This window comes from Falsarthrobacter nasiphocae (genome assembly GCF_031456275.1).
GTDB lineage: Bacteria > Actinomycetota > Actinomycetes > Actinomycetales > Micrococcaceae > Falsarthrobacter > Falsarthrobacter nasiphocae.
The window spans coordinates 1,252,637-1,271,522 of the sequence record NZ_JAVDUI010000001.1 but is presented as its reverse complement, the minus strand read 5'-3'; the positions used below and the strand labels follow the sequence as shown (position 1 = coordinate 1,271,522).

At 69.3% G+C, this 18,886-nt stretch carries 16 protein-coding genes and 1 riboswitch; of the genes, 11 read left to right on the top strand and 5 right to left on the bottom strand.

Going from position 1 to position 18,886, the window contains the following annotated elements; genetic code table 11:
- Nucleotides 1–2: 2 nt before the first annotated feature.
- Nucleotides 3–2,798, bottom strand: a complete 2,796-nt coding sequence (gene gcvP / locus J2S35_RS05715) for an aminomethyl-transferring glycine dehydrogenase (RefSeq protein WP_380083847.1) — start codon at nt 2,796–2,798, stop codon at nt 3–5.
- Nucleotides 2,799–3,157: 359 nt separating this feature from the next.
- Nucleotides 3,158–3,257, bottom strand: a riboswitch (glycine riboswitch).
- Nucleotides 3,258–3,463: 206 nt separating this feature from the next.
- On the opposite strand from gcvP, the gene J2S35_RS05710 reads away from it, so the two are divergent.
- The 3 genes from J2S35_RS05710 to J2S35_RS05700 all read left to right on the top strand — a co-directional run bounded on the left by J2S35_RS05710 (nt 3,464) and on the right by J2S35_RS05700 (nt 5,468).
- Nucleotides 3,464–4,231, top strand: coding sequence for a sulfite exporter TauE/SafE family protein (locus J2S35_RS05710; protein ID WP_309850821.1), 768 nt, complete (start codon nt 3,464–3,466; stop codon nt 4,229–4,231).
- Between the two features lie 47 nt (nt 4,232–4,278).
- A complete protein-coding gene (locus J2S35_RS05705; RefSeq protein WP_309850818.1) occupies nt 4,279–4,845 on the top strand; it encodes a rhodanese-like domain-containing protein in 567 nt (188 codons plus the stop codon).
- A 125-nt stretch (nt 4,846–4,970) separates the two neighbouring features.
- On the top strand, nt 4,971–5,468 hold the full coding sequence (locus J2S35_RS05700; protein ID WP_309850815.1) for a pyrimidine dimer DNA glycosylase/endonuclease V: 498 nt from the start codon (nt 4,971–4,973) through the stop codon (nt 5,466–5,468).
- Here J2S35_RS05700 and J2S35_RS05695 read toward each other — a convergent pair.
- Nucleotides 5,465–6,913, bottom strand: a complete 1,449-nt coding sequence (locus tag J2S35_RS05695) for a tryptophan-rich sensory protein (protein WP_309850814.1) — start codon at nt 6,911–6,913, stop codon at nt 5,465–5,467. The two genes, J2S35_RS05700 and J2S35_RS05695, sit on opposite strands and share 4 nt — an antisense overlap.
- 75 nt (nt 6,914–6,988) lie before the next feature.
- On the opposite strand from J2S35_RS05695, the gene J2S35_RS05690 reads away from it, so the two are divergent.
- Nucleotides 6,989–7,669, top strand: coding sequence for a CPBP family intramembrane glutamic endopeptidase (locus J2S35_RS05690; protein ID WP_309850812.1), 681 nt, complete (start codon nt 6,989–6,991; stop codon nt 7,667–7,669).
- A gap of 24 nt (nt 7,670–7,693) precedes the next feature.
- On the opposite strand, the gene J2S35_RS05685 is transcribed toward J2S35_RS05690, so the two are convergent.
- Nucleotides 7,694–7,951, bottom strand: a complete 258-nt coding sequence (locus tag J2S35_RS05685) for a metal-sensitive transcriptional regulator (protein WP_309850810.1) — start codon at nt 7,949–7,951, stop codon at nt 7,694–7,696.
- Nucleotides 7,952–8,126: 175 nt separating this feature from the next.
- Between J2S35_RS05685 and J2S35_RS05680 the strand changes: the two genes are divergently transcribed.
- The 3 genes from J2S35_RS05680 to corA all read left to right on the top strand — a co-directional run bounded on the left by J2S35_RS05680 (nt 8,127) and on the right by corA (nt 13,266).
- A complete protein-coding gene (locus tag J2S35_RS05680) occupies nt 8,127–9,527 on the top strand; it encodes an MBL fold metallo-hydrolase (protein WP_309850808.1) in 1,401 nt (466 codons plus the stop codon).
- Nucleotides 9,528–10,134: 607 nt separating this feature from the next.
- Entirely contained in the window at nt 10,135–12,072 is a 1,938-nt protein-coding gene (locus J2S35_RS05675; protein WP_309850804.1) for an acyltransferase family protein, read from the top strand.
- 192 nt (nt 12,073–12,264) lie between these two features.
- The gene (corA, locus tag J2S35_RS05670) at nt 12,265–13,266 is read left to right on the top strand and encodes a magnesium/cobalt transporter CorA (RefSeq protein WP_309850802.1); all 1,002 of its coding nucleotides are present in this window, start codon (nt 12,265–12,267) and stop codon (nt 13,264–13,266) included.
- A gap of 156 nt (nt 13,267–13,422) precedes the next feature.
- Here the strand turns inward: corA and J2S35_RS05665 are convergent, their stop codons facing one another.
- The gene (locus J2S35_RS05665; RefSeq protein WP_309850799.1) at nt 13,423–13,938 is read right to left on the bottom strand and encodes an NADPH-dependent FMN reductase; all 516 of its coding nucleotides are present in this window, start codon (nt 13,936–13,938) and stop codon (nt 13,423–13,425) included.
- Nucleotides 13,939–14,061: 123 nt separating this feature from the next.
- On the opposite strand from J2S35_RS05665, the gene J2S35_RS05660 reads away from it, so the two are divergent.
- Nucleotides 14,062–14,790 (top strand): DUF998 domain-containing protein, encoded by a 729-nt coding sequence (locus J2S35_RS05660; RefSeq protein WP_309850797.1) that lies wholly within the window; start codon nt 14,062–14,064, stop codon nt 14,788–14,790.
- Here the strand turns inward: J2S35_RS05660 and J2S35_RS05655 are convergent.
- The gene (locus tag J2S35_RS05655) at nt 14,753–16,042 is read right to left on the bottom strand and encodes a PucR family transcriptional regulator (protein WP_309850794.1); all 1,290 of its coding nucleotides are present in this window, start codon (nt 16,040–16,042) and stop codon (nt 14,753–14,755) included. The two genes, J2S35_RS05660 and J2S35_RS05655, sit on opposite strands and share 38 nt — an antisense overlap.
- Nucleotides 16,043–16,245: 203 nt before the next feature.
- On the opposite strand from J2S35_RS05655, the gene ald reads away from it, so the two are divergent.
- From ald to J2S35_RS05640, 3 genes are all read left to right on the top strand, one after another.
- Complete coding sequence (gene ald, locus J2S35_RS05650) at nt 16,246–17,343, top strand: alanine dehydrogenase (protein WP_309850792.1); 1,098 nt, start codon at nt 16,246–16,248, stop codon at nt 17,341–17,343.
- Nucleotides 17,344–17,572: 229 nt separating this feature from the next.
- Nucleotides 17,573–17,956, top strand: a complete 384-nt coding sequence (locus J2S35_RS05645) for a peptidase inhibitor family I36 protein (protein WP_309850790.1) — start codon at nt 17,573–17,575, stop codon at nt 17,954–17,956.
- 86 nt (nt 17,957–18,042) lie between these two features.
- Nucleotides 18,043–18,879, top strand: coding sequence for a hypothetical protein (locus J2S35_RS05640; RefSeq protein ID WP_309850787.1), 837 nt, complete (start codon nt 18,043–18,045; stop codon nt 18,877–18,879).
- Nucleotides 18,880–18,886 lie beyond the last annotated feature (7 nt).

Below are 18,886 nucleotides of genomic sequence, written 5' to 3'. Positions count from 1 at the left end.
GCCTAGTTCTCGAAGGACTCGATGGGCGGGCAGGAGCAGACGAGGTTGCGGTCTCCCCCGGCGCCGTCGATGCGGCCCACGGGCGGGAAGTACTTGTCCTGCCGGCTCGTCGTGCCGGGGAACGCGCCCTCCTCGCGGGAGTACGCGCGGTCCCAGGAGGAGTCGACGACGGCGGCCGCCGTGTGGGGCGAGCGGCGCAGCGGGGACGCCTCGAGGTCGATCTCGTGGTGGGCCACGGCGTCGATCTCGGCGCGGATGGAGATCATCGCCTCGATGAAGCGCTCGATCTCCCCGAGGTCCTCGGACTCCGTCGGCTCGACCATGAGCGTGCCCGCCACGGGGAACGCGAGGGTCGGGGCGTGGAAGCCGTAGTCGATGAGGCGCTTGGCCACGTCCTCCGCGGTGACTCCGGACTTGGCGGTGAGCTCGCGCAGGTCGAGGATGCACTCGTGGGCCACGAGGCCGCTCTGGCCCGTGTAGAGGGTCGGGTAGTAGTCCGCGAGGCGCTTGGAGACGTAGTTCGCCGCGAGGAGCGCCGCCTGGGTGGCGCGGGTCAGGCCCGCCCCGCCCATGAGCTTGACGTACGCCCACGAGATCGGCAGGACGCCGGCCGAGCCGAAGCGGGAGGCCGAGACCGGCACGTCCGCACCGCCGTGCCACGCGTTGGCGTCGCCCGGCAGGAACGGCGCGAGGTGCTTGCGGACCGCGACCGGGCCGACGCCGGGGCCGCCGCCGCCGTGCGGGATGCAGAACGTCTTGTGGAGGTTGAGGTGGGAGACGTCGCCGCCGAACTTGCCCGGCTGGGCGAGGCCCACGAGCGCGTTCATGTTGGCGCCGTCGATGTACACCTGGCCGCCGGCCGCGTGAACGGCCTCGCACACGTCGCGGACGTCGCCGTCGTAGACGCCGTGCGTGGACGGGTAGGTGATCATGATGGCGGCGATCCGGCCCTCGTTGGCCTCGATCTTCGCGGTGAGGTCCGCGGCGTCGATCGTGCCGTCCTCCGCGGTGGCGACGACGACGACCCGCATGCCGGCGAGCACCGCGGACGCGGCGTTCGTGCCGTGGGCGGAGGCCGGGATGAGGCAGACGTCGCGGTTCGAGTCCCCGTTGGCGAGGTGGTAGCCGCGGATCGCGAGGAGGCCCGCGAGCTCGCCCTGGGAGCCGGCGTTCGGCTGGATGGAGACGCGGTCGTAGCCCGTGATGGCGGCGAGGTCGTCCTCGAGGCCCGAGATGAGCTCGCGCCAGCCCACGGTCTGCTCGTCCGGGGCGAACGGGTGGATCGAGGCGAACTCGGGCCAGCTGATGGCCTCCATCTCGGCGGTGGCGTTGAGCTTCATCGTGCAGGAGCCGAGCGGGATCATCGTCCGGTCCAGCGCGAGGTCGCGGTCCGAGAGCTTGCGCAGGTAGCGGAGCATCTGCGTCTCGGAGCGGTGCGAGTGGAAGATCGGGTGCGTGAGGAACTCGGACTCGCGGCGCGTGGACTCGGGGATCTCGAAACCCTCGGCGGCGTCCGCGGAGACGAGCTCGCCCTCGAGCCCCAGGGTCTCCGTGAAGGCGGCGACGACGTCCGCGATGACGGCCTCCGTCGTCGTCTCATCCGCGGAGATGCCGACGGCGTCCGTGCCGGCGAGGCGCAGGTTGATTCCGCGCTCCTTCGCGGCGGCGACGACGTCCGCCGCGCGGCGGGGCACCGAGACGGTGACCGTGTCGAACGGGGCGTCGTGGAGCAGCTCGAGGCCGGCGCCGGCGAGGCTGGCCGCGAGGGAGCGGGCGTGCCCGTGGACGCGCTCGGCGATCCGGGTCAGGCCGTCCGGGCCGTGGTAGACGGCGTACATGCTGGCGACGATGGCGAGGAGCGCCTGGGCCGTGCAGATGTTGCTCGTGGCCTTCTCGCGGCGGATGTGCTGCTCGCGCGTCTGGAGGGCCAGGCGGTAGGCGGGCAGGCCGGCGTCGTCGACCGAGACGCCCACGAGGCGGCCCGGGAGGGAGCGCTCGAGGCCCTTGGCCACGGCCATGTACGCGGCGTGCGGGCCGCCGAAGAAGAGGGGGACGCCGAAGCGCTGGGCCGAGCCCACCGCGACGTCCGCGCCCTGGAGGCCCGGGGCCTCGATGAGCGTCAGGGAGAGGAGGTCGGCGGCCACGGTCACCATGGCGCCGCGGCCCTTGGCCTCGGCGATGACGTCCTTGAGGTCCCGGACCACGCCGGAGACGCCGGGCTGCTGCAGGACGAGGCCCACGACGTCGCCCTCGTACTGCGCGAGGCCGTTCGCGACGTCGATGACGACGACGTCGAAGCCGAGCGCCTCGGAGCGGCCCTGGAGCACCGCGAGGCTCTGCGGGAGGATCTCCGAGTCAACGAGGATGGCGCCCTCCTTGACCTTCTTGTTGGCGCGGCGCATGAAGAGCGCGGCCTCGGCGACGGCGGAGGCTTCGTCGAGCAGGGAGGCGTTGGCGATCGGCAGGCCCGTGAGGTCCTGGACCATCGTCTGGAAGTTGAGGAGGGCCTCGAGACGGCCCTGGGAGATCTCGGGCTGGTACGGCGTGTAGGCGGTGTACCAGGCCGGGTCCTCGAGGATGTTGCGGCGGAGGACCGGCGGGGTGATCGTGTCGTAGTAGCCCTGGCCGATCATCTGCACGGCCGTCTGGTTCTTCTTCGCGAGCGCGCGGAGCTCGGCGAGGACCTCGGCCTCCGTGCGGGGGTCCTCGAGCGCGAGGGCCTCTTCCTGGCGGATCGTCGAGGGCACCGCGGCGTCCGCGAGGGCGTCGAGGGACTCGTACCCGACGACGTCCAGCATGGCCTTCTGGGCGCTCTCGTCGGCACCGATGTGGCGCAGGGAGAAGTCGCCGACGCGCTGGCCCCGGAGGGTTTCGTCGGAGGGATGGGTCTCAGGGGCGTTGGCCGTCATGGAGAACTCCTGGCGTTGGATCGTGGAAAAGCCGGCGTTCTCCCCGCTCTGTTCTGTGACCTGAGAGATTCCGCTGTCCCTTGGCCGACGACGGCGCTGGCGCCGCGTGAGCCCTGTGGACGGCGTTGCACCGTCGGTGTCCGGCCCCGCGCGCTCTCCCCCTTAGGGGTGGGCCCACGGAGGCCGATGCTTTCCAGAGTTGCCCTGCCGTCCGTCAGCGGCGCCCCGTGGGGCGGGCTCGCGGCCGGCTCGCGTGCGCGGTACAGATGCCTGAGAGATTCCCGGGGAGGTTTGCTCCTACGGCGCTGGGCTGCCCGGCAAGGGCGCCAGCTCTCCCGCGTGCGCGAGGCGAAGATGAAGTTGTGATCTACCAGACAACGATACCCCGGGGCGCGGAAGTGTGACGAGCCCCCGTCACACTGCGCTGGGCACCCCGCATGCGCCCTCGCGTCGCGCGCCCTCCGCCCCCGGGGCCGACAGAGCAAACACGACCACATACCCCCTGGGGTATAGTGGGGGGCGAGTTCACCCGACCAGGCAGGCAGGCGCCCTTCATGATTCTTCTCGTTCTCGGCGGCATCGCGGTCGGACTCCTCATGGGCGCGCTCGGGGGAGGCGGCGCGATTCTGGCGATCCCCCTCCTCGTGTTCGGCCTCGGGCTGAGCCCGCAGGAGGCGACGGTCATCTCCCTCATCGTCGTGGGCGTCGGCGCAGTGACAGGCGCGGCCTCCCACGCCAAGGCCGGCAACGTCCGCCTCAGACAGGGCCTCCTGTTCGGCCTGCTGGGCGCCGGCGGAGCCTTCATTGGCACGCGGCTCGCACAGGGCATCAACGGCGATTTTCTGCTGGTGATGTTCGCAGTGCTGCTCGTCGTCGTGGCCGCCACGATGATCCGCAAAGCCCTCGGCACCGGACGCGCTGAGACCCGAGAGACGCCCATGGACGCCCGCGGCGTCACCCTGCTCGTCTGTGCCGCCTCAGGGGTCGGGTTCCTCACCGGGTTCTTCGGCGTCGGCGGCGGCTTCGCCATTGTCCCCGCGCTCGTCCTCGTGCTCGGCTTCGACATGACGGCAGCCGTAGGGACGTCTCTCCTGGTCATCGCCGTGAACAGCGCGATCTCCTTCGCGATGCACGCCGACCAGGCCGCGAGCCTTCGCTGGGACCTCGCCATCCCCTTCGCGGCAACCGTGATGGCCGCCACGCTGATCGGGGGATGGCTCGGCAAGCGCGTCCCGAAGAAGGGCCTCCAGCTCGGCTTTGCGAGCTTCCTGCTCGTCGCCGCCGCCTACACCGCCAGCCAGAGCCTGCCCAACCTCTTCTAGGCCACGCGCCCAACTCTCAACTACCCCGCACCCAACACAGGAGCACCATGCCCGTCTCACCCCACCTCGCCCCGTCTGACCTCCAGAACCTCCCGGCGGACACACTGCTGCTCGACGTCCGCACGAAGGCGGAGCACGAGGCCGCCCACATTCCCGGCAGCGTCAACGTCCCGCTGAGCCTCATCGAGGGGAGCCCCCAGGACATCAGCGATGAGCTCCCGACCCAGACCGTCATCATCTGCCGCTCCGGCGCGCGAGCACAGCGGGCTCAGCAGCTCCTGGCCTCCGCAGGAGCCCTGGGTACGAGCGTCCTCGAGGGTGGGATTCAGGCATGGTCAGCCGAGGGGCGCACCGCCAACCAGGGCCTGGTCCGCTGGGATCTGGAGCGCCAAGTGCGGCTGGTCGCCGGAGCACTCGTCGCCGGCGGCGTGGCACTGAGCACGGTTGCGCCCAAGGCCAAGTGGCTCTCCGGAGCAGTGGGAACAGGCCTCGTCTACGCCGCCGTCAGCAACTCCTGCATGATGGGCTCACTGCTCGCTAAGCTCCCGTACAACCAGACGGGCGATGTCTCTCTGGCGGAGGCCCTGCAGCGCCTGAGGGCCTCCGCGAACTGACAACAGTCAAGGACGCCCCGTGGGTGTCTCACAGGGCAGCACCCGGTGGCGGATAGTGTGTCCGCAGATGATCCGCCGACGACCGCTCCCCAGAGAGGACGCACGATGACCCACCCCGAGTCCGCATGAGGCTCTGGTCCCTTCATCCCTCGCTGCTCGACCGCCAAGCGCTCGTCGCCGGGTGGCGGGAGGCGCTCCTCGCACAGAAGGTCCTCCAGGGCCTCACGCGCGGCTACACCCGCCATCCGCAGCTGGAGCGCTTCCGCGCAGCCCCCGATCCCCTCGCCTGCATCACCGCGTACCTCCACGGCCTCGCCGACGAGGCGGACAGCCGCGGCTATCGCTTCGACCGCTCGCGGATCGCGCCCAGCCCCGAGGGGCCGACGACGACCGGCCCGGCGCTGGCCCTCCCCGTCACCGAGGGGCAGCTCGACTACGAGCTCCGCCTCCTCAAGACCAAGGTCCGCGAGCGCAGCCCCGAGTGGGAGCCAGTCCTCGACACGGACCCGGCGCCGCACCCCCTGTTCCGCAGCGTGGCGGGCGGCATTGAGAGCTGGGAGCGCGTGAAGCCGGAGCTCGGCGCCCCCTCGTCACGCCGAGAGCCGCCTCACGAGATCGACTAGTTGCGCCGAGCGATCCAGCCGCTCAGGGCCGTGGCGAACGCGGTCCAGGCGGCATACGGGGCGAGAACGGCGCCCCGCTCCGGCGAGGACTGCGCGGCGAGCCGGACGAGGTCTGCCGAGCTCGCGGCGAGCACGGCGGCGCCCCCTGCAGCGAGCCACGGCTTTCGGGCCCGGAAGAAGAGGCCCGTCCACCCCGCGTTGAGGATGAGGTTCCCGGTCAGGCGGCGGATGTAGCGGCGGGCCGCGTCGTCGTCTCCCTTCTCCTGAGCGTCCGCGATGACAAGCGCGCTCACGAGGGCGATGTCCGCGTACAGGGCCGTCCACACGAGGGGGAACGCCGCGCTGGGAGGCTGCCACGAGGGCTTGCGGAGGCCGCGATACCAGGCGCTGTCCGGATCGGTGAGGAGCGAGCCCGTGACCGCCGTGAGGGCGACACCCGCGCCCACGCGGCGCACGGTGCGCATCCATCGGCCCGTGTCGACCCCGTCCACGGCGAGCCGGATCGCCTCGCGGAGACCCTGCAGACCGCCCGAGGGGGTGCCGACGAGGGACTCGAGGTCGCGCTCCTGCACCACCGTGTCGTGAACGAGGCTGCCGATGAGCGGCACCGTCATCCGCTGGCTGACGGGCGTCATGAACGCGATGCCCCAAGCGGCGATGCGCTGGTTGAGAATGGGCGCCGTCTTGGCGATCCTCGGAACGCTGAGGCACTCCTGGGCGTAGACCCTGAGCATGTCGCTGTACGGCATCGTATCCGGGGAGCCGATGTCGAAGGCCCGGTTGACCTCGGGCGGCAGGTCCGCGGCAGCCCGGAGGAAGAAGAGGACGTCCCGGATGGAGATCGGGGTGATCTCGTTGGACATCCAGGCGGGGCCGACTGAGCCGGGGAGGCGCTCGGACAAGTGGCGGAGCATGGCGAAGGACTCCGAGCCGTCTCCGACGACCACTCCGGCCTGGAGCGCCGCCGTGGGCACGGCGGAGTCGAGGAGGATCTCGCCGACGTCGACGCGGGAGGCCAGGTGGTCCGAGAGCTCGACGCCGTCCGGGTGCAGCCCGCCGAGGTAGACGATCCGGGAGACCCCGGCTCGCTCAGCGGCCGCCGCGAAGGCCTCGGCCATCTCGTGGTCCTCGCGGGCGAAGTCGCCGCCGGATGCCATCGAGTGGACGAGGAACCACGCGGCGTCGACGCCCCTCATGGCCTCTTCCAGCGCCTCGGCGTCGGAGAGGTCGGCCTCGACGACCTCGACCGCCCCCGGGCCGGGGCCTTGCTCGGCCCCGTGGTCGCGGACGATGCGAGTGCTCCAGGGCTGGTCCTCGGCCTTGCTCGCCGAGCGAGTGACGGCCTTGACCGCCCAGCCGTGGGAGGCGAGCTCCTCGACGAGGTTCCGCCCGATGTATCCCGTCGACCCCGTGACGAGCGCCGTGCGATGCGACTGTCCGGCCATGACCTCTTCCCCTGCTCCGCGTAACTTTGTTGGTCACCTTACATGTAGGAGGTGGACGTATGGGATCATCGAGCCATGGCCCCGGAGCAGACGAGCGCGAGCCCTCAGCACGAGCCCAACGGCGTCACCCGCTGGGCGGCCCTGCTCGTTCCCTCGGGCGCTGCAGCCGCCGGCCTCGCCATCGCGAGCGCGGCACCCCGCGGCGGTGCGATCTTCTATGCGGCGACCTTCGGCGTGGCAGCCGTCTATGCGGTCGCGTGGGTGCTCTGGGGCCGCGGTGTCCGTGGGGGTGCCCCGATGCCTGCCTCGCCGGCTCTCCCCGCCCGCGCGGAGCTGCGCCGCGGCGTGCTCATCGGCCTCGGCCTCCTTGCCCTCTTCCTCATCGGGGCGCAAGTGGTCCGCGTGGTGCCGTCACTCCTCGGGCCGGTGCAGAGCCTCCTGGACAACGCCCGGGTCGGCCCGCTCTGGCTCACCGCAATGACCACGGCTCTCAACGGCCTCGGGGAGGAGGCCTACTTCCGCCGCGTCATCCCCCGGAGCCTCCGCGGCAGCCTGCTCTTCCGCGCGATCATCAGCATGGGTCTCTACCTCGCGGTGACGGCGGCCCTGGGCGTGCCGCTGCTCGCCGTGGCCGCGCTGCTCGTGGGCGGCGCCGCCTTCTGGGAGGCTGAGCGCTCGGGCTCCCTCGTCTCTCCGACAGCCCTCCACCTCACGTGGAGCCTCGGGATGCTCGTGGCCCTGCCCCTCGTGCTCTGAGGCCCCTGGCCCGACTGTTCTCCGTCAGGCGAGGCTGAGGAACATCTTCTCGAGCTGCTTGGCGTCAATCTCCGAGTTCCCCTCGCTGATGCACTGCTGAAGGCCAGTGGAGATGATGACGAACCCCGCACGGTCCACGGCCTTGGAGACCGCAGCGAGCTGGGTGACGACCTCCTGGCACTCCTGCCCGTCTTCGATCATGCGGATGACAGCGCCAAGCTGGCCCTGAGCGCGCTTGAGTCGGTTGACGGCCGACTTCATCTCCTGGGGGTCGAGCTTCATGCGAGTCTGCCCTTCATCTATCGGACGGCTAGTCCGATCACTATACCCCTAGGGGTGTCCAGCCCCCACTCAAACACAGCGCAACGACCTTCGTTGATTTATACCCCCAGGGGTATTAGGGTGGATGACATGAATACCCGCCCGGGTATCGATCCGTCTCATCTGAGGAGCTCCAGTGCTGTTCGAGCGCATTTACGAGGAAGGCCTCGCCCAGGCCAGCTACTTCATCGGCTGCCAGCGTGAAGGCAAGGCGATCGTCGTCGACCCCCGCCGCGACATCCAGGTCTACCTTGACCTCGCAGCGAAAAACGGCATGGACATCACCGCCGTCACCGAGACGCACATCCACGCCGACTACCTCTCCGGCACACGCGAGCTCGCAGCAGCCACGGGGGCCGAGATCTTCCTCTCCGCGGAGGGCGGACCGGACTGGCAGTACGCCTTCGAGGGCACAGACCTGCGCCACGACGATACGATCCAGCTCGGCAAGATCACCGTCACCGCCAAGCACACGCCCGGCCACACACCCGAGCACTTGTCATTCCTCATCACGGACGGCGCGGTTTCATCAGACCCGGGCTACCTGCTCTCGGGCGACTTCGTCTTTGTCGGCGACCTCGGCCGCCCCGATCTCCTCGACGAGGCCGCAGGCGGCGTCGACACCCGCTTCGCCGGGGCGAAGGACCTCTTCCGCAGTCTCCGAGAGGTCTTCCTCACCCTGCCCGACTACGTGCAGGTCCACCCGGCTCATGGCGCAGGCAGCCCCTGCGGAAAGGCGCTCGGGGCCGTCCCCTCAACGACGGTCGGCTACGAGCGCGCCCACGCATGGTGGTCGCGTCACCTCCTCAACAACGACGAGGCTGGATTCGTGGCCGAACTCCTGGACGGGCAGCCCGACGCACACGCGTACTTCGCGCGCATGAAGCGCGAGAATCGAGTCGGGCCTGCAGTGCTCGGCCCCTTGGCCCCCCTCGAGGCCCTGAGCGCGACCGAGGTCCAGGCCAAGCTCGACGCCGACGCGGCCATCTTCATCGACACCCGAGACAGGGACTCCGTGCTGGAAGGGACTGTCGACGGCGCCCTCGTCGTGCCCGCAGGCAATTCCGCCTCAAACTTCGGAGCCTGGGTGATCGACCCCGAAAAGGAGAAGCGCCCGCTCATTGCTCTGGCCCCCTCCGAAGACGCGGCTGAGAGTTTTCGGGCGTCGCTGCATCGCGTGGGCATCGACTCGCTCTGCTGCTACGCCGAAAGCCTCGACGGGCTGCGGAGCTTCGTCCCTCCGACGATCTCCGTCGACGAGCTGGACTCCACGGACCGCGACGCGCTCGTGGACATCCGCGCGAAATCCGAGTACGCGGACGGCACCATCCCCGGGGCACAGCACCTCTCCGGCGGCTCCGCCATGTGGCGGCTAGACGAGCTTCCCCACGACCCCGCCACCGGCAAACCCGGCGCAATCATCACCTTCTGCCAATCGGGAGCCCGCAACGTCGTCGTCTCAAGCGCCCTGCGACGCGCAGGCTTCACGGTGACCGAGCTCAAGGGCAGCTACGCCGCCTGGGCCGCCGCCTCCTGACCACGCTCCCTCTCCCCGTCCCGCTGTGTGGTGCTTTGGGTGCCCGCAACCGCGCTTTCACGCACCGCAAGCACCACACAGCATTCACTCGATCGAAAGGAATCACCATGTGCCGAGCAGTTACCTGCCGCAAGTGCGGAAAATCCACATGGGCCGGATGCGGCCAGCATGTCGACCAGGTGATGAAGAACGTCCCCCCTGCTGACCGCTGCCAGGGCCACGAGAACGAGCCCAAAGAGCCCGGCTTCCTCGCCAAGCTCTTCGGCCGCTGAGCACCGGCGGCACTCTGCGCGCTCGTCCTGCGGCGCTATTTCCCGCAGCACATGCAAGAAGACCCCGAGATTCTGCGAAATCTCGGGGTCTTCGCTGTTCGCGAGAGGCTGAGCCGGCTCAGGACCGACCGCGTTCAGTCAGCGGGAGGCGGACGCCGTCAAGGTGCTCACAAGCGCAGCCAGCCAGCCTCGCACGAGGCGGGAGGCGGGACTGACGGTCATGGCACAGGGTCCTCAGGAGACGGTGCTGCTGGCGCGAATCCAAGCCTATACCCGCCCACTAGACTGATCCGCAGTCCCCGTCACCCCGCATTCAACCAGGACATCATCCGCATATGCAGGTCTCCTCAGCAGAGCGCACACCCGCGCAGCCGTTCCGCATCCTGGGCCTCGACGCCTTCCGGGCCGTCGCGGTCCTCGCCGTGCTCGCCTTCCACGTCCACCCGGCGCTGCTGCCCGGCGGGTTCATCGGCGTGGACGTCTTCTTCGTGGTCTCCGGGTTCCTCATCACCACGCTCCTGCTCCGCGAGCATGCGCGCACCGGGCGGATCGATCTCGGCCAGTTCTGGGTCAGGCGGGCCCGGCGGCTTCTCCCCGCGCTCGCCGTCGTCGTCGTCATCTCCATTGCCGCGAGCCTCGCGGGGAGCCCCGACCTCCGGGTCGGCATCCTGCGGCAGACGCTCGGGGCGCTGACGTTCTCGACCAACTGGATCGAGATCGCCCACGGCTCGAGCTACTTCAACCACACCTCGCCCGTTCTCTTCATGAACTTCTGGTCCCTCGCGGTCGAGGAGCAGTTCTATCTCGTGTGGCCGCTGCTCTTCATCCTCGTCATGAAGGCGGTGCCGGGGCGCCGGGCGCGCGTGGGGCTCGCCGCGACGGCTGCGCTCCTCTCGGCCGTCCTCATGGCCGTCCTCGTCGCCCCCGGCCAGGACGCCACGCGAGCGTACTACGGCACGGACTCGCACTCGTTCGGCCTCTTCGCGGGCATCGCGCTCGCCTTCGCCTGGGCGGCCGGGCAAGGGTTCGACGCCGACACGCGCGCCGTCCGCCAGGCCCGCCGCGGGGCGGTCCTCGCCGGCCTCGCAGGGCTCGCCGCGTGCCTCGCGCTCGTCACCGAGGACGGGACCTTCACCTACCGCGGCGGGCTGTTCTTCGCAAGCCTCGCGACGGCCGCGCTGATCTTCAGCCAGCTCGGCTCCAGCGCGCCGCTCCAGCCGGTCTTCGAGTCCGCGCCCGTCCGGTGGGTCGGCGAGCGCTCCTACGGGATCTACCTCTGGCACTGGCCCGCGCTCAAGATCGTCAACGACCTCGCGCCGGCCGCACCGTTCTCCGCGGCCTGGTGGGGCGTGCAGGCCGTCGCCGTGGCGCTGACCTTCGGGGCCGCGGCCGCGTCCGCGCGGTGGATTGAGGCGCCCATCCGCCGCAACGGGTTCCGGGCCACGTGGGCCGCCGCTCGGGCGGCGCTGCTCGGGGACGGCTCCCCCGGGGCGAGGCCCCTCGCGGCCCGGATCGCGGCGGGAGTCACGGCAGCAGCGGTGCTCCTGGCCGCCGCCGGCATCGCCACCGCCCCCGCGCGCTCCACCGTGGAGCAGAGCATCAAGGACAACGAGCGGCTCCTCGCCGAGAGCCAGGCCAAGGCCAAGCAGCGCGCGTCCTCCCGCGGGGGCAGCGCCGCGCCAGCACCGCCGTCGCCCTCCCCCGCCCCTGGGGACCGCAAGGCCTTCGACTACCCCAAGAGCGAGGACATCCTGTTCCTCGGGGACTCGATCGTCTCGACGAGCGCGCAGGGCATCGTGGACCGCTTCCCCGACGCCGCCGTGGACGGGGTGCCCAACCGCAAGTGGGACGAGGCCGAGGCGCTCGTCAAGCAGCATGCCGCGGACGGGACGCTGCCCCGGGCCGTCGTCGTGGACTTCGGGACCAACGGCGGGGTGCCCGACGCCGGGGCGGTCACGCGCGTGCTCGACGCCCTCGGGCCCGACCGCGCCGTCGTGCTCATGACCATCTACGGGCAGAGCACGTTCATCGACGCCGCGAACGCCGCCTACCGTGACGCGGCCAAGGGGCGGCCCAACGTCATCATCGGCGAATGGCACGCCGCCGTGAAGAAGGACCCGAGCGTCCTCCAAGCGGACGGAACGCACCCGGACATCGCTGGGCTCTACCTTTACGGGGACGTCGTCAAACAGGCGTTCCACGACCTCGCAGAGCGCAGCGGCGGGGCCATCCCCAAGGGGTGGAAGATCACGCCGGGGCCGAGCGCGCCCTAGACGGGGCGGCCGCGCGGCGGGGCCGGGCTGGCCGCGCGGCGGGGCCGGGGACGGGCCGGGCGGAGCTGACGCTGCGAGGGCCCGGACCGAGACCCCCACCTCGGGGCCCTAGAATTCAGGGTGCCGAATTCGACGAGGCGGGTGCCTCGCCCGCGCAGACCCCATAGCTCGGCCCACTGAGAGAAGGACCCTATGGCCATCATCGACAACGCCGTCTATGTCGACGGGCGACGCGTCGCGACCCCCGCGAGCCTCGACGTCACGTTCGATCTCCTCCGGGAGCACTCCGGCATGGCGTGGATCGGCATGTACCGGCCCAGCGAGGAGGAGATCCGCGCCGTCGCCCGCGAGTTCGACCTCCACGAGCTCGCCGTCGAGGACGCCATGAGCGGCCACCAGCGCTCCAAGCTGGAGCAGTACGGAGACACGCTCTTCGCCGTCCTCCGGCCCGCACGCTATATCGACGCGGACGAGCGCGTGGAGTTCGGGGAGCTCCACGTCTTCGCCGGCCCCAACTTCGTCGTGACCATCCGCCACGCCGAGCGCCCGAGCCTCACGCCCGTCCGCGAGCGCCTCGAGGAAGACCCCGAGATGCTCTCTCTCGGCCCGGACGCGGTTCTCTACGCCACCCTGGACGAGGTTGTGGACGAGTACGAGCCCGTCGTGGCCGGCCTCGAGAACGACATCGACGAGATCGAGACCGAGCTCTTCGCCGCCGCGGACGACGACGCCCTGTCCCGCCGCATCTATCAGCTCTCCCGCGAGGTCATCCAGTTCCAGAGGGCCACGGCCCCGCTGACCGGGATGCTCGAGGGGCTGCTCCGCCACATCCGGGACGTCAAAGGGGAGGTCGAGCTTCAGCGCCACCTCCGCGACGTCCACGACCACGCCATCCGCCTCAGCGAGCGCGTCAACTCGTTCCGGTCCATCCTCGACAACGCCCTGACAGTGCACTCCACCCTCGTCACGCAGCGGATGACCGAGCAGAGCATCACCCAGAACGACCAGGTCAAGAAGATCTCCTCGTGGGCCGCCATCTTCTTCGCTCCCCAGCTCGTGGCGGGCATCTACGGGATGAACTTCGACGAGATGCCGGAGCTCCACTGGGCGTTCGGGTACCCGTTCGCGGTGCTCCTCATGGTGGTCTTCGCGGCCTTGCTCTGGGGGATCTTCCGTCTGAAGAAGTGGCTCTAGCGGCCCCGGGCCGCTGGCGATTCACGCCGCCAACGAACAAACCACGCCACCTTCGCCGCGAGATCTAGCGGCGTGGAGGCCCCGAAGAAGACCGGGATTTTCCAATGGTGACGTGGTTTGACAGCGCGGAGCCGCGGGCTCGGGCTCCGGCTCGGGCTACACGAGCTTCGCCGCGAGCTCCTGGACCTTGCCCGCGAGCTCATCGCTCAGGACCTCGCCGGCCGGGTCGATGTCCTTGTTGAAGTGCACGTGGACGACGCCGCGCTCGTCGGCCTGGACGTTCTTGAGGACGGGCGAGAGCGCCGCCGTCGCCCGCGCTCCGCCACCCCACCCGTAGCCGATGACGCCGATCGGCTTCTCGTTCCACTCCGCGAAGAGGGTGTCAATGGCGTTCTTGAGCGGCGCCGTGAAGGACGCGTTGTACTCCGGGGTGAGGATGATGAGCGCGTCAGCCTCGCTCACGGTCTTGGCCCAGGCGAGCGTGTGCGGGCGGGTGTAGTTCCCCAGGCGCGGGACGTCGTCTTCATCCAGCATGGGCAGGTCCAGCGCGCCGAGGTCGAGAAGTTCCACGTCCCACTCCTCGGGGGAAATCTGATCCGCGACCCACTGGCCGAGGCGGCCCCCGATACGGGTCGGACGGGTCGAGGTCACAACAATGCGAAGTTTCTTCATGATTGAAAGGAACCCGCATCGTTCCGGAGTTATTCCGGCCCGCGTATCGTGGGCCAGGACCAGTGCGCGGCCAGGTCTGTGCCGGCCAAACGCACGCACGCTGCCACCAATCGAGAGGCCGTGATGCCCCACCTGACCTCCGGCGCCGAGACGTCGCACCGCCGACGCCTCGCCAGCGCCGCTCGTTTAGGGCTCCTCGCCGCGCCCGTCCTCTTCTTCGCCCTGGAGTTCGCCGGGTCCCTGGGCTGGCCCGAGCCCGGCTACAGCTACGTCCACAACTATGTGAGCGACCTCGGGGCCGCCACGTGCCGCCACTCCAACGGCCGCCTCGTCTGTCCCCCGCATCCGGGGTGGTTCAATGCGGGCCTCATCGGGGCGGGGGTTCTCGTCGCGGCCCTCCTTCCCCTGGTCCTCCTCAGAGAACGACGACGGCGCGCCCCGTGGGTGTGGGTCGCCGCCGCCATCGTGTGCGGCGCGGGGATCGCGGGGGTGGGGCTCTTCCCCGGCTCGTACGCCGAGGTGCTCGTGGGCAACACGACGCACATGATGATCCACGGCACGGCTGCGGCGGTCGGTGTCCTCGCTGCCAGCGTTCTCGCGATCTGCCAGGGCGTCGGCCGGCTGCGTGCGGGGCGGGGCGCGGGGTGGGCAGACGTGGCTCTCGGCGCGGTGGCGCCCCTGATCCTCGGCGCCCAGGCGGCCACCGGGGTCAAGGACCTCGGGATGCCCATCGGCGTGTTCGAGCGCCTGGGGATCTACGCCCCGATCCTCTGGATCGCCTGGACCGCGTTCTCTGCCCGCCGGGCCCGCCCCGCTACAGGCGCGGGCGCCTCTCCCACCGCATCGCCTTGAGCGCCAGGTGGATCTCCAGGCGCACGGGGCCGTGGAGGGGGTCAACGCCGATCAGCTCGCGAACGCGCCCCAGCTTGTTGTAGACGCTGGAGCGGTGGACGTGGAGCCGCTCCGCGACGGCCGTGACGGACTCGTTGCGGTCGTAGACGGCCTCCAGCAGTGCGAGGAGCTCCGCCCCGTCCTCTTGGCGCGCGATCCGCGTGACGTGCGAGGAGTGGACGGGAGACTGGCCCATGCGCGTCCCCGCAAGAAATTGATAGACGCCCAGCCCGCTGAACGGCGCCTCGGCGGCCTCGGACAGCCCGGCGACCCCAGGCTGGCCCCAGCGCTCGCCCACAGAGGGGTCCACCGCGGCCCCCTGCAGGGCTGCCACGGCCTGCCCATAGTGCTGCGGCAAATGGTGGACGGACCGGAACACTCCAGAGCGTCCGACGACGAGCCGCGCGCCTCGAACTGATCCTCGAGCCGCGGCCTCACGCCCGTACGCGCGGTTCACCGCCCGCACGTCCCGGTTCAGCCCGGCGACGTCCTCAGCGGACACGAGGACGAGGGCGCAGGTCTTGTCCCCTGCGGAGAAGACGGCGCTCGCCCTCCCCAGCGTCGCCTGAAGTGCGGAGGTTCGGTGGACGATGTCGACGTCGTCCCCGGAGAGGGCGAGCTTCTCCCCGCGCCCGCCCAGGCTCGGCGCGGTCTCCTGAGACGGTTCGAGCAGCGTCATCGCCGTCAGGATCCACGGGCCTGTGCCGTGGATCTCGGGCCAGTCCTCCAGTTCGGCCGCGGAGCGGGGGCGTCCGTGGCACGCCCCGAGGAACACCGCCTCCCTGGCCCGGCGGTGCTCCGTCTGGCCTGTGTTGGTGTCCAGGATGCGCTGGGCGAGAAGGGCCGTTGAGCCGGCCCCCGCCGCAAGACGGTCCAAGACCTCCGGGGCCTCGTCTTCCTCCGCCAGCTGGACCCAGAAATACCCGACCCGGAACCCCCGCTCAAGGAGGGGGACGCACACGCGCGGGCGCATGCCGAGCGCAGGGTTTGCGGGGATGACGACGGGGCGCACCGCATCCTCGATCCCGTGCGAGCGCTGCCATGACGCGACATCCGCAGGAACCCGCTTGGCGAGGAGGAACCGCACGCGCACCGGGTCAGCGTCCGCCTGGTTGGAGCTGTAGGCGAGAAGAAGCCCGTCAAGATCCTCCAGGGACACGCCGTGTCCGATCCTCTGCCCGGCCTCTTCGACAAGCTCCTCAATGGACTGCACACCCTGATTCTACGGGGCGGACTGGGACGAAGGTCGACATTCGTCGAGGGAGCGCTCGACAGATGTCGAGCGGACGAGGCTCCGCCTGCCCGGCATGAGGCCGAAGCGGCCCCGGCGTCGTCCGCATCCCCCTCACGCACCCCGAACGTGACGCGAATCCCGGCCCTACGCTGGAAGAAACACCACACGATTCAGGAGAGCCCATGCGCATTTCCATCCCCCGCGAGGTCAAGAACAACGAGTTCCGCGTCGGCGCCACCGCCGCGGGCGTGCACGAGCTCGTCGCCGCCGGCCACACCGTCTACGTCGAGAAGGGCGCAGGCCTCGGCTCCGGCATCCCCGACGAGGAGTACATCGCAGCCGGCGCCGAGATCATGGACTCGGCCGACGAGCTCTGGGCCGCGGCCGACATGGTCCTCAAGGTCAAGGAGCCGGTCAAGGAGGAGTACCACCGCTTCCGCAAGGACCTCATCCTCTTCGCGTACCTCCACCTCGCGGCCGAGCCCGAGCTGACCCGAGCCCTCATGGACGCCGGCGTCACGGCCATCGCCTTCGAGACCGTGCGCCGCGGCCGTGCCCTCCCGCTCCTCGCGCCCATGTCCGAGGTCGCCGGCCGCATGTCCGTGCAGGTCGGCGCAAACGCGCTCATGGCCCCCAACGGCGGCTCCGGCAAGCTCCTCGGCGGCGTTCCGGGTGTGGCACCGGCGAAGGTTGTCGTCCTCGGCGCGGGCGTCGCGGGCACCAACGCGGCCGTCATGGCCATGGGCCTCGGCGCCGACGTGACCGTCATGGACATCAACGTCGACCGCCTCCGCGAGCTCAACGCCCTCTACGGCGGGCGCCTCAAGACGCTCGTGTCCAACAAGCTGAGCGTGGAGCAGGAAGTCACGAGCGCCGACCTCGTGATCGGCTCCGTCCTCATCCCCGGCGCCAAGGCTCCGAAGCTCGTCACGCTCGACATGGTCTCCAAGATGCGCCCGGGCTCGGTCCTCGTCGACATCGCCATCGACCAGGGCGGCTGCTTCGAGGGCTCGCGCCCGACCACGCACCAGGACCCCACGTTCCAGGTGCACGACGCGATCTACTACTGCGTGGCCAACATGCCCGGCGGCGTGTCCCACACGTCCACCGCGGCGCTCGCCAACGTGACCCTGCCCTACGCGGTCAAGCTCGCCGGCCTCGGCGTCGAGGCCGCTCTCGCCTCGGACGAGGGCTTCGCCGAGGGCCTCAACGTGCGTGACGGCAAGCTCGCCAACAAGCCCGTGGCCGTGGCCCTGGGCCTTGAGGCCGAGCTCGCCTAAGGGGACTCACGTCTCCCTCGAAGGGGGCTGGCTGCTGGAGACGATCGCGTCTCCGGCGGCCAGCCCCCTTTCTGCGTCGGCCGGGCCTTAGCTAGAGGCCCACCAGGGTTGCCGGGGGCCTCAACGCATCCGCAAAGACACATTCCGCAACATTCGTTACACGTTCGATCGTTCTATGTATGATGTGATTGCCTGCATCTCGCAGGACAGGATCGAACCAGGAGGTTACGTGAAGAAGCCAGTGACTACAGCCCTCCTTGGCGGACTGCTCGCGTCCGGCGGGGTAGTCGCCGCAGCAACACCCGCCCAAGCAGCCTTCGACTGCAATTCCAATGTGTGCCTGTGGCAGGACATCAACTACAGCGGACCCAAGTGGAACTTCTCTCCGCGAAAGGTTGACAACGTCGGATCAGCAAACGACCAGGCAACTTCGTTGCACAACCGAATCAACCGGCAAACCGCCTTCTACACAGACGCCCACCAAATGGGATACAAGATCACTCTTCAGCCCGGGATGTCGGTCAACAACCTGAGCAGCTACATTCTTCCACGTGGGATCTATCCCTGGTGGACGAACTGGAACGACGAGATCTCCAGTTACATCACGTACTGAGTAGGACACAACTTCCCTCCTTGAGGGCCCACATGTCTCACGGGGTGGGCCCTCAGTCAGTTTTCTCCTGGTTTTCTGAATACACCATGTCTTCATACCGTTCTCTTCTCGTCATCGCCGTGGCATCGCTCCTCGCCGTCTCGGGTTGTACCACGACTCCCGCCAACGCTCCTCAGGACCAGATTTCCCCAACTCCAACCAAAGCCCGTCTCGACCCCTCGACTGGCGCCATCACGCTCCCACTCAACGCTTACGCCCCCACAGTCGCGGACAAGAAAGCCGGACAGAAAGCAATCGACCTTGCGATGCGTGCGTGCATGAAACCAACCGGGGTTATTGTCCCGGACACGTCCGTCACCATTCCGGAGGAAGACCGCATATACGGCATTTGGTCCAAGGCGAAAGCCTCAAAGTATGGTTACCAGCTTCCACCCCGAGAGGGCTCAGAAGACCTGGATCTGAGCACTCTCAGTGCTACACAAAACCAGGCATGGGACGACTGTCTGAATCGCCTCAATGGCGTCCCTGGCGCAAACCTCCCGGGTGTCACGCTCGACAGCCTCTCCGAACAATTGCGTCTCAAGGCACGCCTCACCGCACAGGCCAACCCCGCATGGAACGAGTACGTCGGAGCTTGGAAGACCTGCCTCCGTTCCAAGGGCCACCACATAGAGGACGGCGCCGAGAAGTGGTCGCCAGACAAACCAGACGGGCTGAGTCGAGAGAATGAGATTCGCATGGCCGTCGACGACGTCGCCTGCAAAGAATCCACAGGCATGATCCAGAAACTGGCCGACCTCGAAGCGTCCTATCAGCAGACGCTCGTGACTCAGAATGAGGCCGCGCTCAAGGCCCAGCGAGATGCCATCGACAAAGAGGTCGCAGCCGCCAAACGGTATGCCGCAACCCACTCCGCTCAATGACCCGGCC

Coding starts and splice junctions, on each gene's coding strand:
- J2S35_RS05675 (WP_309850804.1), top strand. CDS start 10,135: ATGCAGGTCTCCTCAGCAGAGCGCACACCCGCGCAGCCGTTCCGCATC.
- J2S35_RS05665 (WP_309850799.1), bottom strand. CDS start 13,938: ATGAAGAAACTTCGCATTGTTGTGACCTCGACCCGTCCGACCCGTATC.
- corA (WP_309850802.1), top strand. CDS start 12,265: ATGGCCATCATCGACAACGCCGTCTATGTCGACGGGCGACGCGTCGCG.
- J2S35_RS05640 (WP_309850787.1), top strand. CDS start 18,043: ATGTCTTCATACCGTTCTCTTCTCGTCATCGCCGTGGCATCGCTCCTC.
- J2S35_RS05690 (WP_309850812.1), top strand. CDS start 6,989: ATGGCCCCGGAGCAGACGAGCGCGAGCCCTCAGCACGAGCCCAACGGC.
- J2S35_RS05705 (WP_309850818.1), top strand. CDS start 4,279: ATGCCCGTCTCACCCCACCTCGCCCCGTCTGACCTCCAGAACCTCCCG.
- J2S35_RS05685 (WP_309850810.1), bottom strand. CDS start 7,951: ATGAAGCTCGACCCCCAGGAGATGAAGTCGGCCGTCAACCGACTCAAG.
- gcvP (WP_380083847.1), bottom strand. CDS start 2,798: ATGCTGGACGTCGTCGGGTACGAGTCCCTCGACGCCCTCGCGGACGCC.
- J2S35_RS05660 (WP_309850797.1), top strand. CDS start 14,062: ATGCCCCACCTGACCTCCGGCGCCGAGACGTCGCACCGCCGACGCCTC.
- ald (WP_309850792.1), top strand. CDS start 16,246: ATGCGCATTTCCATCCCCCGCGAGGTCAAGAACAACGAGTTCCGCGTC.
- J2S35_RS05710 (WP_309850821.1), top strand. CDS start 3,464: ATGATTCTTCTCGTTCTCGGCGGCATCGCGGTCGGACTCCTCATGGGC.
- J2S35_RS05700 (WP_309850815.1), top strand. CDS start 4,971: ATGAGGCTCTGGTCCCTTCATCCCTCGCTGCTCGACCGCCAAGCGCTC.
- J2S35_RS05695 (WP_309850814.1), bottom strand. CDS start 6,913: ATGGCCGGACAGTCGCATCGCACGGCGCTCGTCACGGGGTCGACGGGA.